The sequence below is a fragment of the Sphingomonas sp. genome (assembly GCF_019749955.1).
Classification (GTDB): Bacteria; Pseudomonadota; Alphaproteobacteria; order Sphingomonadales; family Sphingomonadaceae; genus Sphingomonas.
Genome location: NZ_JAIEPC010000002.1, coordinates 1 through 15,354, shown reverse-complemented (window position 1 = coordinate 15,354; position 15,354 = coordinate 1). Strand labels below are relative to the sequence as shown.

General features: G+C 64.0%; 16 protein-coding genes. 6 read left to right on the top strand and 10 right to left on the bottom strand.

Annotated elements, in window-relative coordinates:
- The first annotated feature begins 201 nt into the window (after positions 1-201).
- Positions 202-1,923: an AAA family ATPase gene (locus tag K2W81_RS00115; RefSeq protein ID WP_294100284.1), complete on the top strand. Its 1,722-nt coding sequence runs from the start codon at positions 202-204 to the stop codon at positions 1,921-1,923.
- 3 nt (positions 1,924-1,926) lie between these two features.
- Positions 1,927-3,231: a hypothetical protein gene (locus K2W81_RS00110; protein ID WP_294100282.1), complete on the top strand. Its 1,305-nt coding sequence runs from the start codon at positions 1,927-1,929 to the stop codon at positions 3,229-3,231.
- Positions 3,232-3,235: 4 nt separating this feature from the next.
- Here K2W81_RS00110 and K2W81_RS00105 read toward each other — a convergent pair whose 3' ends face one another.
- The 4 genes from K2W81_RS00105 to K2W81_RS00090 all read right to left on the bottom strand — a co-directional run bounded on the left by K2W81_RS00105 (position 3,236) and on the right by K2W81_RS00090 (position 6,626).
- Positions 3,236-4,546, bottom strand: a complete 1,311-nt coding sequence (locus K2W81_RS00105) for a DNA cytosine methyltransferase (protein WP_294100281.1) — start codon at positions 4,544-4,546, stop codon at positions 3,236-3,238.
- A 354-nt stretch (positions 4,547-4,900) separates the two neighbouring features.
- Positions 4,901-5,110 carry a DUF5818 domain-containing protein gene (locus K2W81_RS00100; RefSeq protein WP_294100279.1) on the bottom strand — a complete coding sequence of 70 codons (210 nt, stop codon included), beginning with the start codon at positions 5,108-5,110 and terminating at the stop codon, positions 4,901-4,903.
- Positions 5,111-5,181: 71 nt separating this feature from the next.
- Positions 5,182-5,976, bottom strand: coding sequence for a hypothetical protein (locus K2W81_RS00095; protein ID WP_294100277.1), 795 nt, complete (start codon positions 5,974-5,976; stop codon positions 5,182-5,184).
- Positions 5,977-6,062: 86 nt separating this feature from the next.
- Positions 6,063-6,626, bottom strand: a complete 564-nt coding sequence (locus K2W81_RS00090) for a hypothetical protein (protein WP_294100275.1) — start codon at positions 6,624-6,626, stop codon at positions 6,063-6,065.
- 142 nt (positions 6,627-6,768) lie between these two features.
- Here K2W81_RS00090 and K2W81_RS00085 point away from each other — a divergent pair, with 142 nt between their 5' ends.
- The gene (locus tag K2W81_RS00085; protein ID WP_294100273.1) at positions 6,769-7,146 is read left to right on the top strand and encodes a hypothetical protein; all 378 of its coding nucleotides are present in this window, start codon (positions 6,769-6,771) and stop codon (positions 7,144-7,146) included.
- A 29-nt stretch (positions 7,147-7,175) separates the two neighbouring features.
- Here the strand turns inward: K2W81_RS00085 and K2W81_RS00080 are convergent, their stop codons facing one another.
- The 6 genes from K2W81_RS00080 to K2W81_RS00055 form a co-directional block, all read right to left on the bottom strand.
- Positions 7,176-7,421 (bottom strand): hypothetical protein, encoded by a 246-nt coding sequence (locus K2W81_RS00080; protein ID WP_294100271.1) that lies wholly within the window; start codon positions 7,419-7,421, stop codon positions 7,176-7,178.
- Between the two features lie 117 nt (positions 7,422-7,538).
- On the bottom strand, positions 7,539-8,141 hold the full coding sequence (locus K2W81_RS00075; RefSeq protein ID WP_294100270.1) for a helix-turn-helix transcriptional regulator: 603 nt from the start codon (positions 8,139-8,141) through the stop codon (positions 7,539-7,541).
- 394 nt (positions 8,142-8,535) lie between these two features.
- Positions 8,536-9,246: a hypothetical protein gene (locus K2W81_RS00070; RefSeq protein ID WP_294100269.1), complete on the bottom strand. Its 711-nt coding sequence runs from the start codon at positions 9,244-9,246 to the stop codon at positions 8,536-8,538.
- 79 nt (positions 9,247-9,325) lie between these two features.
- Entirely contained in the window at positions 9,326-9,988 is a 663-nt protein-coding gene (locus K2W81_RS00065; RefSeq protein WP_294100268.1) for a MobA/MobL family protein, read from the bottom strand.
- A gap of 226 nt (positions 9,989-10,214) precedes the next feature.
- Positions 10,215-10,901 (bottom strand): hypothetical protein, encoded by a 687-nt coding sequence (locus K2W81_RS00060; RefSeq protein WP_294100267.1) that lies wholly within the window; start codon positions 10,899-10,901, stop codon positions 10,215-10,217.
- Positions 10,902-10,949: 48 nt separating this feature from the next.
- Positions 10,950-11,786, bottom strand: a complete 837-nt coding sequence (locus tag K2W81_RS00055) for a hypothetical protein (protein WP_294100266.1) — start codon at positions 11,784-11,786, stop codon at positions 10,950-10,952.
- 728 nt (positions 11,787-12,514) lie between these two features.
- On the opposite strand from K2W81_RS00055, the gene K2W81_RS00050 reads away from it, so the two are divergent.
- From K2W81_RS00050 to K2W81_RS00040, 3 genes are all read left to right on the top strand, one after another.
- A complete protein-coding gene (locus K2W81_RS00050; protein ID WP_294100265.1) occupies positions 12,515-13,462 on the top strand; it encodes an amidohydrolase family protein in 948 nt (315 codons plus the stop codon).
- Positions 13,463-13,705: 243 nt separating this feature from the next.
- Complete coding sequence (locus K2W81_RS00045; RefSeq protein ID WP_294100264.1) at positions 13,706-14,023, top strand: hypothetical protein; 318 nt, start codon at positions 13,706-13,708, stop codon at positions 14,021-14,023.
- A gap of 153 nt (positions 14,024-14,176) precedes the next feature.
- Positions 14,177-15,354: TolC family protein (locus tag K2W81_RS00040; RefSeq protein ID WP_294100263.1), on the top strand; the 1,178-nt coding region annotated here is incomplete at its 3' end.

Below are 15,354 nucleotides of genomic sequence, written 5' to 3'. Positions count from 1 at the left end.
GCGGCGCGCGTCTAGTGGATACCCCCACGGATACCCCCGAATTATTTTGCTGCCCCGGCAGTCGCGGCCAGCGGGCCTGCGACGATCGACCGGCTGGCGCACATCATAGCACCCGGGCGCTTGGCTAAACAACCATCACGATCTATCCCTCGTCTTTCATGATGCCCTTGAACGGGCGCGGGAATCATCGGGGGGAAGTCCTTGTTCATCGAAGAGTTCGTTGTCGACGATCCGGTCGCGGTGAACGAGGGCCTTGAGGCCTTCCTCGCGACCCTCAACCTCAAGCGCGACTTCGCCTGGTCGAGCGGCGCGCGCGACCTTCCGACCGGCGTGCCTTCGCGCTTCCTAGACATCTATCCCGAGGGCATCGTCGACAAGTACGATTCCTTCGGCATCGTCTATGTCCGGCTGTGGCTGGTCGGCCCGAACCCGACTCGGCTGCTGATGGGCATCTTCCTGGGCGCTGCGCGCGCCGAGCAGGCCGAGCCGCGTCGCGCCGCCAATTTCGTGCGCCACGAGCTCGAGAACCTGATCGACCCGCTCGAGCGCGAGCGCGGCTTCCAATACAAGACATGGGGCGATGCCGACATCTGGTGGCGCGAGGACGGCATGTCGGTCCGCGCGGTGACCCGCCAGTTCGAGCAGTTCATGACCTACAAGGCCGTGACGCCGAACGACGGCAACTTCGACAGCATCGAGGCGGACATTGGCCGCCTGATCGCGACCGTCGACGAGGCGATGGACCAGCTCGAGCCGCTCCGCGAGTTCGGCAAGAACATCCTGCTGCTCTACTACGGCGAAAACCTGCCCACCGTCGCGGTGGCGGCCGGCGACGCATTCGCAGATGGCGTTGCCGGCGGCGGCGGCGCAGCGCCGGCAGGTGCCGAACCCGAGGTGCCTAAGCCGGATCCGGAGCCCGACTGGTTCTCGACCCTTCCCGACGAGCCTGACCTGGGCGACCTGCGCGGCATGCGCGAGCCCTACGAGAAGGTCGTGGCCGCGCTGGCGGCCGGCAAGCATGTGCTGCTGATGGGCGCCCCGGGCGTTGGAAAGACCGAGCTCGCCGAAGCGGTATGCCGCACGATCCCGCAACCCTATGACGTGGTGACGGCGACTTCGGACTGGACATCGGTGCACACGATCGGTGGCTACATGCCGGTCCCGCAGCCAGGCAGCGACGCCGAGCCGCTCGATTTCATCCCTGGCGTCTTCACCGAGGCGATGGCCGCGAACAAGTGGCTGATCATCGACGAGATGAACCGGGCCGACATCGACAAGGCCTTCGGCGAGATGTTCACGCTGCTCGGCGGCAAGCGGAAGAGCATCATGCTCCCCTACCGAAAGCGCCAAGACGACGGCAGCTACCAGCGCGTCGTGCTGGGCATGGCGAACACGCAGCAGGCAGACACGCACGTCTATGCGCTCGATCCGGGCTGGCGCCTGATCGGCACCATGAACACCTTCGACAAGGCAAGTCTGTTCCAGATGTCGTTCGCTTTCTCGCGGCGCGTCGCGGTGATCGACATCGCGATCCCGAACGAGGCCGACTATCGCGCGATCCTCGAGACCGGTGCCGCAGTGCTGCAGGACGGTGACGACAACGCCCTGCACGATGCGGTGTTGGGCCAGCTGGCGGCTATCTTCGCGGTCGAGACCGGCGCCGGCCTGGGCGCGCTCGGCCTTCGCGTCGGTCCTGCCATCCCGCTCGACATGATCCGCTTCATCGACCGCATGCGTCGCTTCGAGGACGATCCGGCGAAGCTGGTCCTGACGGCGCTCGAATCCTACCTGTTCCCGCAGTTCGAGGGGCGTCACGAGCAGACTGCCGACATCGCCGCGTCGCTGGCCGGCACCCTGGGCCTGCAAGCGTTGCCGGACGAGAGCCTGGCGCGACTGCGGGCCTTCACCGGGGCGATGGACTAGCCGTTGACGTCGAGGCGCGAGACCTGGGCGCGGGCCATCTGCGACACGGCGAGCGCTGGACGCTATCTGCTGCCCGGGCGCGATCTGGAGTTCCTGCCTGCATTCGAGGACGGCGGCGAGGTCGACGTGCAGGCCTTCCTCGAGCGGCTCGACGATCGCGGCGGGAGCGTCGAGCTGCTGGCGTCGGCCTATTGGTTGTCGCAGCCCGAGGTCGAGCAGTTCATCCTTCGCGACCTTCCCGTGCTGCTCAAGAACCTTGGCCACGGATCGCGATCGTCGCCGCCATCGGTCGAGCCAACGTTCAAGGGGCGCGTGCTCTGGCAGGACACGATCCTCGGCCGACTGTCGGGCGCCGTGCCGCGCGGCCGATACCTGGTCCAGCACGTCGAGAAGTCGGCCGACATCCCCGAAAACCGGCTGCTGAAGCTGTTCCTCACCCGCATCGTCAGCGCCGCCAACGAGATGGCGCGACGGGGGACCGGCGCGCTGCCGCAGCGATTCGCAGGGATCCGTGACGCTGCCGCTCGGGCACTGTCGAACACCTATCTGCAGGGCGTCGAGCTGGAGCACCGCATCAACGCGAGGATGCTGGCCACGGCGATCCGGCACCGCGATCCGCGCTATTCGCGGCTGGCCCATCTAGCGCGCGACTTCGACCAGGCGGTCATCCGGGGCAAGTGGGCACAGATCCTGGAGCTGCTCCGCAAGGGATGGCTGGCGCCGGTCGCGAGCGAGGACTTGTTCGAGCTCTACGTGCTAATCCTTGTCATGCAGTCGATCGAGGCCGACCTGGGGTTCGGCGAGCCGCAGAGCTATGGCCTCATCCAGCGTGGCCGTTCGGCCGTCGCCACCTACACGCGGCCGGACGGCGTGAAGGCCGAGATCTTCTTTGACCAGGTGCCGAGCGGGATCTTTGGCGGCTCGTCGGAATACCTGCAGCTGGTTGGCGCCCATCACGGCATCACCGCGCAGGAGCGGCGACCCGACATATCCGTCCGCTTCAGCGCGGGCGCGGCCGAGCGGCGCGTCCTCGTCGAGGTAAAAGAGAGCGAGGACCCGGCCTACATGCGCGACAGCGTCTACAAGGTCCTCGGCTACCTGCGCGACTTCGCATCGATCTGGGCCGGTCTCGAGGACCAGCTACCAAAGGCGGTCCTGGTGTTTCCGACTGCAGTCGCGCCCAAGGGCGCGCCGGCCGAGATGGTGTTGGTGTCGTCAGATCGTGCCGACGACCTGTCGGCCGCGCTACGCGGCGCGCTCGGCGACCTGACTGATGGAATCCCCGAAGCCGGTCAGGCGGCCGCGTAGCGCGTCAGGCATTGACCTTAGTGCGGCGGCCGGTGTTGGGCTTGGCCTTGCGGTCCTCGATCTTGCCGAGCACCTCGATCACCGCGCGGCCCAGACCCTCGCCCATCAGCGGAGGGACGGCGTTGCCGACCTGGCTGCAGCGCGCAACGTCGAAGCGGCGGCGGGGCCCGTTGATGGTGTAGCGGCCATGGAAGGTGAAGCGATCAGGGAACGACTGCAGGCGGGCCATCTCGCGGACCGTGATGTTCCGGGCGTGCTTGTAGTGGATGTACTCGTCTGGGTGCGTCGTGATCGTCGCCACGACGGCAGCCGAATCGAGCAGCACCTTCTTGTCCTTCTTCGTGCCGTTCGCGACGAGGAACTCCTTCGACAGGCGGCCCGGGGTCTGGGTGCGGTGCGCCAGCTCATAGAGCGCGCGCACGCCCTCGCCATGGACCGACATGCGGTGCGAATCCGGGATCGCGCCTGGCGCCACGCCTTCGCGCATCAGCTTGGCGTAGGCGCTCTTCGCTGCGGTGTAAGTGCCCGATTTGAAGCGCGGGCTGTCGGGGGTCGTGACCAGCCGCGAGCCGGAAAGGTCGTCGATGGCGTCCTTCACGCTGATGAAGCCATCCGCAGGCAGGCCGTGCTCGACGCGGACGGCCTTGGCGCCGCGTTCGATCGCAACGGCAGTCAGATCGTGCAATTCCTGCCGTGACATGCCGGCGGCCAGCACGCCGATGATCGCGACGCGCCTGCGGGCCTGCGGCACACCGAAGTCGGCCGAGTTGATCAGGTGGTAGCTGGCGATGTAGCCGAGGTCCTCGAGCTTCGCGATCGCGTCCTCGGCGACCGACGTGCCTGCCGTTCCGGGTTTAGACACGAAGCGGCGCGCCATGCCCTCGACGTTCTCGATAAGGACCGCGCGCGGCTGCACCAGTTCCACGAAGTCGAGCATGCGGTAGACCAAGCTGTTGCGCTCGTCCTCGCCGTCGCGCTTGCCGCCCACCGAAAAACCCTGGCACGGCGGACCGCCGGCGACCAGGTCGACGCTGCCCTGCAGGCCGCGCAGATGGTCCCTGAACTCTTCGTCGGCGAGCAGCGCGACCAAGTCGGCGCTTTTGCGCGGCATCCAGTTCGGCCACCGATTGAACGCTCGATATGGCGCCTTCTCATCAACCAGGTTCGCGTCGAGGGTGGCGAACGCCATTGGGTCGCGCTCGACGGCGAACAGGCCGTTCCAGCCCGCCCGATGCATTCCGAGGGCAAGGCCGCCACAACCGGCGAACAGCTCGATCGATGTCGGTTGGCGCTTCGCGATCTGCTGGTCAGTCATCGTCGTGCTCCACCTTGCATTCGGCCATCAACGCGGCCTGGAATCGGTTCGATCCGCGCGTCGCCCCCGGCGCACAATCCAAATCGTCGAAGATCATGTTCACGCCTTGTCGGACGCGGGCGGATCGTATGCGGCCCAGAGCTCCTGGAAGAGCTGCCGAACCGGCATGCGACGACGCCGTGCTTCCGCCTTGAAGGCTTGCGCAATAGCGGGAGGGAGGCTGATGCCGACGATCTGCCGAGCGCGAACCACCTTCGTTCTCCCGTTGTTCTTTGCGCTTCGTGCCTTGCGAACAGCCGTCTGTCAATGAGTCGACTCTTCGATATAAACCAATCTTTATATGACGGCGCTCCCTCAGCACCGGGAGATCCCACCGATCAACGGCACGTCGAGCACATCGAAGCCTGCACGAATTCCGCGCACACGCACGCGGTGACCGACGAGATCGCGGAACTGGCGAACGCAGTCCAGACGCCAGGTGCCGCCTTCATCCCGCTCGAGGACTAGCTGGCCGCCAATCTTCATCAGCTTGCCGGTGTCGCTGACCGGCGCCCCCATCGACATTTTGGCTTCCCCCTTTTCGCAAAGCTATGCGACATCGCGACATCGGTCAAAGCACAAGATCAGCTAAGATTTCACGTCACGTGCGTCAGCGCCAGCAGATGCTCTCCGCCATTCGGTTCGCGCCAGTCGACCGATGAGATGTACGTGGCTAGCAGGTGCTGGGACAGAGCATCGGCACCTCGCCCCGCCGTCTTGCCCCACTCGTCCCAGCGATCGCTGCGAGCGCACAGCCAGGCGAACATGCGATCGCGTTCATGCTTGCCACCGAACGACGCCGACCAGAGGGTGTGACGCATCGGCATCCGCCCCCGGGTGCTCTTGCGATCGATCAGGACGATGCAGGCCTGGCTGGCTATGTCCTCGCGCTCGAACAGGAAGGCGAGCTCGCGGGTGTCGATAGCGGGATGAGCGATCTCAGCCATCGCTCGGCCGCCGGCCAGCTCGATCGCGCCATAGCCGACCTCGACGTCGATCAACTGGTTCGGTCGCGTCGCCTTCAGCATCAGCAGCGCTGCCCAGCCTTCGTCGGTGAGAACTCCGTTGCTCGAGATGTTCGGACCCATCATCAGCAGTCCGGCACCGACCAACCAGTTGCGATAGTGGTGCTGGAAAACGGCCGAGTTTCGGAAGATGTCAACCGACAGCTCGCGGCTGGCGGTATGAAAACCCCGAGCGGCGACCGACAGGACTGCGATCAGCACCTCGAACTGCTCTTCCAGCCAAGGCTCGTTGTCACGAAAGACCGGTGCATCGCTCTCGCGGGCGACGCCTTGCCGCATCCCCAGTCTGCCGCGCCAGAACGCCAGCCTGATCGACGGCCAGATTGCGCCATGCTCATCGAGGACGCCATGCGGCGCGGTGCGCATCCAGTAACCCCATGGCAGGTCTGGATCACGGCGGCCCGAGTATGCCGTCGCGACCGGGCTTGGCCTGTTGGAGGCCCATGGCCCGGTCACGCTGGCACCATCGTGCGGACCGGCGCATCGGCCGTCACAGCCGATGAGATCGCCAACGGGGCGGCATTCGCACGGGCCACCTCGTCCAGCTGGGCGGCCAGCCTCGTGCACTGATCGGCCACGTACGTCGTCGAGCGGTAGATGCCCATTCGGTCGGCGCCGCCGCGCTGGCGACGCCCATCGGGAAGATGGTCACAGTCCTCGTCGCACTTGAAGCCGAACCACCACACGTCATGCGGCCGGCCCTCGGCTGGAACGTGGCACATCGCCTCGGATTCCTTGCCGTGCGCACACAGGCCGCTCTCCACCAGGCCGGTGTGCGCTGTGATGCCGAGCGACGACGGGATCGCACCGTGGTCGAAACCGTAGAGCGGATGACCAGGCTCGACGGCGACATAGCCGCACAGGTATCCCCCATCGCTGCAACGCCGATACATGCAGTCGAGGCCCGTGGCAGGGTCAATCCAGACCGCCTTGTCGAGCTCGCTATTCCATGGGCCCGAACCCCAGCCCGACTTCGAAAAGGTGGTGTATGCCTGCCTCGGTGAAGTGTCACACATTTCGCGATCTCCCAATCAACTACACGCAATGGACGCGCGTCACATCTATTGTTGGCATAATGCGCTACGAATCTCAAGCGCATTGTTCGCTTGGCGATCGCCAGGATGTACGGGACCATATCCGTGCAGCTAGGAGGTGCGCATGGGTGGAAGGATAGACATCGATGACGAGGCGCTGGACCGTCTCGACCGAGCGTGGCGCGGTGCCAGCGACGGCATCATGTGGCCACTGGCCATCGCCGATGCCCTGGATCCGGCGTCCTCGATGATAGCATGGGCGCGCGCTGGCGCGCTCGATCCGCGATGCCTGTGGTGGACGCTGGCGAGGTTCGGCGCCGATGCGATGGCGACCGCGTGCGACGAGCTCGATGACCTCTTCAGAGCCAGAGCAATCGACTGGATGCGCCTACAGTCCCAGATCGACTGGATGGACGACCAGCCAACGACGGTGACGAACGATTGGCGATTCCGGCGCGACCCGAGCGGCACGCGCATCTGGGAGATGGGCGCGGGCGACTGACGACGACCGCCACGACGTCCCGTTGCGGGTCAAATCTCGAACGAGGCGAACGAACCAGGACCGCCGCTCGACAGCCATTCGATCATGGCATGAACCGTGTCCGCCGCATCGGTGGCCGGGGACCAGCTCTGCGAGCGGACGACGTCGCCCGCCTCGTCGCGTTGAACCAGGTAGACGTTGCCATCGGCATCGACGCCGACCAGCTCTGGAAGCATCTGGTCGCTTACTGGCTGGCCCGATTGCGCAGGCGTGGCAGGCAGGTCGTGGAAAGACATGGTTGCTTCCTCCCCAGGATCGAAGGCGCCGGACCATTCCGGGGACCTTCAATGCATGGACAGGATTCTACGCTCAAACCACAGGCGCTGGGAAACTGACGCGGATGTCGCCCGGTGTCACGCGCTCGGCGGATTGCCGACAGCCCCCGACCTATGGCACGGATCGCAGACATAGCTGGTGCTGCCATCGAGCTCGGTGTGGAAGTTAAGCTGCTCGACGCCGCGCCTGTCGCCGCAGCGGGCGCACCGGATCACCGTCGACGAGGCACCCTTATATCGTTCGGTGAGCGCTGCCAGCAGCTTTGAATGCGTGGCGACGTCGACCGTGCCCTTGAACTCCCAGAAGAACCTGTCGCCCATCTGCTTGGTCGTGAACACGATGGCGTTCGGATCGGATTCCGCCGTGACGCCGTGCACGATGTCGTCTGGCTGGACGCCAAGGACCTTGGCGATTGCGGCGATGGCCACCGGATCGGGCGTGACCTGGCCGCGCGCCCAACGGCTGAGCTCCCAAGGCTGCAGACTGCGCCAGCCGCGGTTCGGATCGCGTTCGTCCTTGAGCACGCCCATGCGGCCGAACTCGAGCGTGACCTCGTCGCAGAGCGTTGACTGCTTCATATGCTTGTCGTCGAGCAGCCGAGCTATGTTGGTCGAGAACTGCGCTCGGATTTGTCGCTTTCGGTCAACGATGCTCGCGGCATAGTTGTCTGTCGTTGCCATCCCTTGCTCCCTTTCGCACAGCAACGGTCACGATTGAGGCGATAGGTCCTGGTATCCCAAAACGGAACCCTTGAATGATATCAGACGGCAGATACAGCGTTGGCCCTGCGCGACGCAGCTGACGCCATGGCCTCGGCCCAAAGCCTGTCTCGGTTCTCGACATCAGTAACGACCGAGTTCCCGACCCGCAGAAGCCGGCAGAGCCGGAGCCGCCAGCGCAACGCTAAAGCTGGCCCAGGCATTGAGCGCCCCACCGCCATCCGATCGTTATCACCGCCGATTGACAGAATTGATTGCAGCCGGTTGGCTTTTTCCGATTTTGAATACCGTAAAGCTGCCGCGACTGCTCACCTTTCGCTTGCGCATTTTGAGCGCAGCCAATTTGCTCGTGCCTTCAGGTGCTAGGCGTCAAATCTGCCCAAGGCATCGAGTAAGCCAGCGTCTCGATAGCCAATACCAACGTCTGGCCCCGAAACTTCGGGTGCGCTTCCTCGATACCGCTGATCAGCCAGTGCTGCTCGCGCAACGATGCGTGATCGACAATGTCGCTCACCCGCCTGCCGATGCATGCCATCGCCAAAGTATCTGGCAGAGCATCCGGCAGCTCAATCCGCAGCACGCCGAACCGCGTGTCGAACCGCGCCCCGCCGATCTGTGCCCTGACTTCAAGCGAATGGCCGAACACCTCGATCCGTGCCCAGTCGCCATCGCCAATATCGAAGCTATGGCCATGGGTGCCGTCCCTAGATGGCGGCGGGCGTCTTCCTGCCCAAATCGTTCGTGTGAACCAGCCATAGTAATGACGGATTTGCTTGATGTCGGCCACGCCGCCCATCGACAGGCGTGGTCGGCGCGGCCAGCCAGGTGGCGGTTCGATCAGGGTGACCGCGTGATCCAGCGATATGCCCTGGGCCGCAAACAGCGCGACCAGGAACGGCGACACCGACCTGATGGTTGCACCCAGCTCGGCATGGTAAGCAGCGCGCACCGCGCGCTGCTTTGCCTCGACGATCATTTCTACCCGTTGCTTGGCGATTTTCCGTGCGGACCGCAGCCGACGCCGGTCGGCTGCGGTCGGCGGGTCCGGCTGATAACCCTCGGTCATGACCTGCACCGGCTTAGAACTTGCCCGACCAGAGCGTTGGCTTGGTCGGGCACGGTCCACTGTATCGTGAACGCCACGGCTAGATGGCCTCGCCGACGGTCGCCACCCAGGCGTTGCCAAGCGCGTTGCGACGCTTGGTGGTTGAGAGCCACGCCGCCTGAGGCTGCCCCAGGCGCGGGCCTCTCCAGAACCGGCCGGTGATAACGGCGTGCATATGGGGCTTTTTGATCCAGCCTCCCTGCCCGTCATCGAGCGCATGCAGCGCCCAGTCAGCCACCATGCCGTTGGCGACGAGCTGCTCATCCAGAAATGTCAGGATAAGCTCGCGCCAATCGGCCTTGTCCATGGCGGTCGGCAGCCAGCCGATCGCGTGGAACGCGACTGGCGTGCTTGGCCGATCGATGATCGCAGCATCATCGGCCCGCCGCCACAGGTCGAGCCCGGCGATCGGGTCGGCATCGCATCCAATCGGGCCACGGCGACCGTGGTCGACCAGGTCCGGACACGCTGCAAGCTTGGCAGCAAAGTCGGGCGTCTGCCCAAACAGGTCGGTGCCGTTTTCGCGAACGATGTACAGCGCATTGGCGGTCGCTGACCAGAATGTCTTGGTCTTGTCAGAAGGCACGCCTGCCTGCGGGTGCAGGATCGGCGTGACGTCGAACGGCTGCTGCGGCGTGGTTGCAGCAAAGGCGCTTGTCGCGGCAAGGTTGGCCGAATGGGTCGATATTGGGGCATGCATCATGAGTGTATTTCCTCTTGGGTATTCCGTCGCACGGGCGTGCGGCGGCTTCGCCTGCTGCGCAGGCTGAAGGTCGTGATGGCGTTGAAAGCCGGTCAGTGGGCTGGGCGCGGGGTCGTGCGGATTAGCACGGCAAGCACGCTCTGGAGCGCACGCTTCAGGTCGCCGGCCGAGCGATGCCGAAAAATGGTCTCGATATCGGCATCGATCATGGACAGGATGTGGAAGGTCAGAATGACCGGGTGTTGCTGCCGCCCGAACGCCAGGCGTGGAACGCGGCACTAGCATTGCCGGCGGTGCCGTTGCTTTCAGCGAGCCATAGCCGCCACACGGCCACGGCTTCAGCCTCGACATGGTCGCGAAGCCAGGCTCGATCGCCGAACCCCCAGGCGCTCTCGACCGCTGCAGAATCGGTCACCGGCAAGTCAATACCGTAACCGGCGGCGATCTCAGCCAGCAGCGGTGCACCGATGCCGCCATGATGGACGGCGAGATCGACGCTGGGTGCCGTCACCAATCGGGTCAGCTGTTCGAGAAAGGCACGGCCAAGCTCGGGATCGCCGGTACTCGCCGCATCGAGCAGCGGTGCCATCGCCCGGTTGGCAAGCTGCCAACCGATCACGATGCCAGATTCGGGCAGGATATTGAGCGCCCACAGCAGCAAACTGTCTTCGCGGTCGCCCGCGGCGACGGCATGGCGCTTGAGGTTGAACGTCCATGTGCCAACCGAATCGCGCTCGGCGATAAGCACGGCCATGGCGGCCAGATGCGACATGGCAGAATGGGTACCGCGCTGGTTGGCATCGATGCGAATGCTCGCGACGGCAAGCGTGATGAATGAGCAGGTGTCGGTCATGGTGATTTCCTGAACTGGGCGCGCGTCTTGGCGCCGCCGATCGGATGTCGGCAGCGGCATGGGCGCAGGATGGGATGGGATGGGTTGAAAGAGGCTGGGTTGGCCGAGTTAGAAGGCGGTCGCCACGCCGCTGAACGCGCGTTCGTCGGCGGCGTGCTGGACACGGCGCTCGGCAAGTTTAAGCGCATCGGCGACGCTGAGCGCCAGCGCGCGCGATCGTGCCCAGACGGCAGTCGGCGACGTTGCAAACGGCATGAGGTGCGTGCGTTTGGGTGAGCGTTCGATCCACTGCGCGAAAGCGGCAAGCGGTCGGACGATCAACGCCTCATCGCTGTGCCGCCAGGCATGATGCGCAAGCCATGCGCAATAGGTCGCTGCTACATCTTCCTCGCAGTAGCGCGCAATGGCATCGACATCGCCCGATCGCCACAGCTTACCGACGTCGCTGCCGTGCACACTGGTTTTCACAGGGATGCCGAGCCGGTCACAGATCTCTGACAAGCTCGGTCGTTTAGTCCCGCTATAAAGCGAATACATCTCCGCCAAATCGCAGTGCGACCGGCCAAATCGGTGCGCGCACACATGGTGCGACAAGCCGGCCAGATCGAACCGTCGTTCGGCGATTGCCCCGAGCTGCATCACCGGCAAATCATAACCGCGGCTGTTGAACCCGACGGTCGTCACCCCCGTCGGCATCTGCGCATCGACCGCGTGGTAGAAGTCCGCTTCCCCACCCGGCTGGCAGACGATGCTCTTCATCCGAAACCGGTAGCAATGATCGTCCAGCGACGCGGTCAGGAAACTCGCGACCACCGGCCGGTGCAACGGCCATTTCGGGAAACTGCCGTCCTCCGCTTCGGCGTCGACGACCGATTCGACATCGAACACCACGACATGATCGCCCGCATGCTCGTCGCTGGGGCGTTGCGGATAGATTGATCGCATAGACTATATCCTTCAGGAACGATCGTGCGTGCCGGTGCACGCACGGATCGAAAGGAAAGTTTGCAAAAACCAGCTGCGCCTGTCGGCGCATCCAATTTTTCCAACTCCCCTTCCGATCGCTCTTCCTCTTTCCAATCTCTTCTATTGCGCCCTGGGCGCGGTGTTGCGGCTCATGCCGCGCCGCAATTTTCCACGCCGTATACAGACTGATCGGTCCCTCGGGTGAGTGAGATCGTCACGGGGGTCATCGGCGTTCTCCAGTTTCGCAAACGGTGCGACGGCAGGTCTGGATCGCGGACGGGTTCGCTGTGGCGGCGTTAATGCAGAAAGCGCTCTCGGCCTTTGACGCGTGCAAATCTCGTCGCACCGGTGATTCAATTCACACCTTCGTCCTTGGCAGGCCGTGTCTCTGAACCAAACGGATGCTCGGCTACTATTTGACCCCTGGTGAGATCGGATTTTGACCATAATTCCGAAGCTGGCTGTGGGAGGTCATGCGGCGAAGGGCGCGGCGAACCTTCGCCTCGACATGGCCATTATCGGGCGGAATGACCCATCAGCGGCCATTCATTGGGCTGCCTACGGCTCCCATCAGCGGACCTTCATTCATTGGCCTAAAGTGACACGCGCTTGCAATCACGTTCGCAACATCCGATCGTGCTTCAGGAATTGGGGGGGACATCTCAATGCGGAGTGTCGGTCGGGCTATTTTGCTGGCGATAACGCTAATGTCCGCGTCGGCAGCGCAGGCGCGTGAGCAGTATGACGTCATCGACATGCATTTTCACGCCGACTTACCTGATGCCGAGGGACCACCCGGCGGGAAGATATGCGCGCCCTACCCTAATTGGGCGCCGCGCGATCCGGGGCAACCGATCGAGCGTTATTTGGAATGGTTCACCGTCAGGCCGACCTGCGCGCACGTTCTCGTCGCGCCGACGGATGCCGCAGCGCTGCGGGATCGCGGAATCGCTGCGCTCAAGCGCCATAACGTGCTCGCGCTGGCAGGTGGCGCGGCGCCAACCGTTGAGGATTATCGCCTGCATGCCGGCGGGCGGATCCTGCCTGCGGCGGGTTTCGGCAGCGACGGTGAACTGCCCTCTATTGCCATGCTGCGTCGACTGCACGCCGAAGGAAAATTGGCCGCGTTAAGCGAGATCACCACTCAATATGCTGGCATTGCCCCCGACGATGCCAGGCTGGAGCCTTACTTCGCGCTCGCGGAGGAGTTGGACATTCCGGTGGGCATCCATATGGGCCCCGGACCGCCTGGCACCGCTTACTTCGCTACCCCAGGGTACAGGGCCGCGGCAGGCGACCCGCTTCGGCTCGAGCCGGTACTCGTCCGTCATCCGAAGCTGCGAATTTACGCGGCGCATGCGGGGTGGCCGATGGGCGATGCTATGGTGGCAGTCATGTTCGCGCATCCCCAGCTTTATGTCGACATCGCCGTTCTCGATTACGCTTACAGCGAAACGCAATTTTACGCCTACCTGAAGCGGTTGATCGATGCCGGAATGGAAGAGCGCATCATGTTCGGTTCGGACAATATGGTCTGGCCGGATTCGATCGGCGTCGCGATCGAGCGCGTTAGACGAGCACCCTTTCTCGACGCTCGGCAGAAGCGTCTTATTCTTCACGACAACGCGGCTCGGTTCCTTCGCATTGAAGGCTGATCGGGGAGTATCAAGTTTGACCCAATTGTGGACGCTCAAGCCACCGTTGCCGTTTCCCGAAAACGGTCGTTCATTCATGATCCAATTTTCGGGCTTGGACTTGGCCGAAAGAGCATGCTCGCCCTTGGCTCCATCATGCGGTTTGGCTTTCGTTCCGCCGCGTTGGTCTCGAATTCCGCCTCGCGACACAGCCGCTGGCGCGAGACCGATACGTTATGATAGTTGTCCGGTTGAATGAAGCGTTTGCTGATCCTGATCCTGGCCATAGTCGTTCTGGCGGCGCCGATCCCGGCGCTTGCAGTGAAGACGATGTGCGTCGATCCCATGCCGAAGATGGCGGCGATGGATCACGGCATGGCAAAGGGCTCGTGCTGCGACGACGAGCATAAGGCGTGTCTCCAGGCCTGCGCGGCGACACTTGCCGTGACATTGGTTGCACCGCTCGGACTGCCCGATTACCGCGTCGCCGAGCCCGGCATGCCGCCATCCACCAGTCTTGCGCGCATGACGATCGCCAATATCGCCGACGCTCCCGACAGACCTCCTCGACAGATCGTTTGAGCCGCGACCGGCCCGCCTCTTGAGCGGAGCGCCGTGAAGCAACGACATCATGCTCAGGTTTAGATGATCGGGATTGGTGGCAGATAGCTGCCATGATCCTCGATCACTTGTAGGCCGGGCTTCTGACCAGGATCATATCTGGGGAATTTGCGCATGCGCCATTATCTGGTGTTTTCGACGATCATGTTGGTTGGGTCTCCGGCTATGGCTGGGCCGCTGTCCTTTAAGGATGCGCTTGCGCGCGCTGACCAGGATGCCCCAAGCATCGCCGCACGCGCTGCCCAAGCCGATGCAACGCGTTCGACAGCGATTGCCGCTGATCGGCTGCCAGACCCGAAGCTGGAAGTGAAGCTCCAGGATTTTCCCTTCACGGGCCCCGACGCGGGCAGGTTCAACAGCGACGATTTCACCATGGGCGTCGTCGGCATCAGCCAGGAAGTCCCCAATATCACCAAGCGTCGAGCCCGCGCAGCCCGCGCGACTGCCGATATTGGTGCGGCCGATGCCGATGCGGCCGCCGAGCGCCGTCGCGTCCGGATCGCCGCGGGCATGGCCTGGATCGACTTATACTATGCCGAGCGGCGACTGGCGATTCTCGATCTACTGGGACAACGCTTGACCGATCTGGCGACGACTGCACCCGCCCGGTTGGCGAGCGGCAGCGTGCGACCGGCCGAGGCTATTGAACCCCAGCGGCTTAAAGCGGAGCTTGGCGATCGCCGTAGCGAGCGCGTCGCCGAGATTGCTGGGGCACGTGCAAAATTGACGCGCTGGACAGGCGACCCCGACCCGCAAGTGACTGGCCCGCCGCCAGACCTTTCACCCGATGCGGCACGGCTGCGCGCCGGTCTGGCGACGCTGCCCGCACTTCAGGTGAGAGACGCGCTGGTCGGCCAGGCCGCAGCAGAGGTCCGTCTCGCCCAAGCAGCGAAGAATCCCGATTGGGAGGTGAGCGGGTCGATCGGCAACCGGGAGCCGCGTTACGGCAATTTCGTCTCGCTTGGCGTCAAGATCGACCTGCCCTTGTTCGCTGGCAAGCGGCAAAATCCGATCATCGCCGCGAAGGCAAGCGAGATGGCACGGGCCCGGCTCGACCGGGCCGATGCAGAACGAGAACTCATTGCCGCGCTTGATGGCGATCTTGCCGATCACCGCATGCACCATGAGCGATTCGAACGCGGGCAGACGACGCTTTTGCCACTGGCGCGGCAGCGCGCAGAGCTCGATCGTGCCAGCTATGCAGCAGGAAGGATTGACCTTGGCATCGCACTGCAATCGGCGATCGCGTTGGCCGAAACCGAGATCGACCTGCTCGACCGCGAAGCCGATGT